The 1,018-nt window shown below is 47.6% G+C and carries 1 protein-coding gene; it reads right to left on the bottom strand.

Features of this window, described 5'->3' with window-relative positions; genetic code table 11:
* A partial coding sequence (gene tuf / locus DK430_RS13085; protein ID WP_109079479.1) for an elongation factor Tu occupies window positions 1-1,018 on the bottom strand: 1,018 nt, incomplete at both ends.

The raw sequence follows: 1,018 nt of genomic DNA, 5'->3' as shown, positions 1-1,018 counted from the left end.
CCGGTTACGTCAGTCGTACGGAAATAGAATTGTGGACGGTAACCTTTGAAGAATGGAGTATGACGACCACCTTCTTCTTTGGACAATACGTACACTTCAGATTCGAAATCGGTGTGCGGAGTGATTGAACCCGGTTTCGCCAAGACTTGACCACGTTCGATTTCTTCACGTTTAGTACCACGTAACAATGCACCGATGTTTTCACCTGCACGACCTTCGTCAAGTAATTTACGGAACATTTCAACACCGGTTACGGTGGTTTTCGCAGTCGGTTTAATACCTACGATTTCAACTTCATCACCGGTACGGATGATACCGCGCTCAACACGACCTGTTACTACGGTACCACGACCGGAGATGGAGAACACGTCTTCGATTGGAAGAAGGAACGGTTGGTCGATAGCACGCTCAGGCTCAGGGATGTAAGTATCTAAGTGGCTTGCTAATTCAAGGATTTTTTCTTCCCATTGTGCATCGCCTTCAAGCGCTTTTAATGCAGAACCGCGTACGATTGGGGTATCATCGCCCGGGAAGTCATATTGAGAAAGAAGTTCACGCACTTCCATTTCAACTAATTCTAATAACTCTTCGTCATCTACCATGTCGCATTTGTTTAAGAATACGATGATGTAAGGCACGCCTACTTGACGACCTAATAAGATGTGCTCACGAGTTTGTGGCATAGGGCCGTCGGTTGCCGCTACGACAAGAATAGCACCGTCCATTTGCGCCGCACCGGTAATCATGTTTTTAACATAGTCCGCGTGTCCCGGGCAGTCTACGTGTGCGTAGTGACGGGTTGGCGTGTCGTATTCAACGTGAGAGGTGTTGATGGTGATACCACGCGCTTTTTCTTCAGGCGCGTTATCGATTTGGTCGAATGCACGGGCTGCACCGCCGTAGTGTTTTGCCAATACGGTGGTGATTGCTGCTGTTAAAGTGGTTTTACCATGGTCAACGTGGCCGATTGTACCCACGTTAACGTGCGGTTTTGTACGTTCAAATTTTTCTTTAGACA

This window comes from Aggregatibacter kilianii (genome assembly GCF_003129965.1).
GTDB classification, from domain to species: domain Bacteria; phylum Pseudomonadota; class Gammaproteobacteria; order Enterobacterales; family Pasteurellaceae; genus Aggregatibacter; species Aggregatibacter kilianii_A.
The sequence above is the reverse complement of the archived record's forward strand: the minus strand, read 5'-3'. Positions and strand labels throughout refer to the sequence as shown.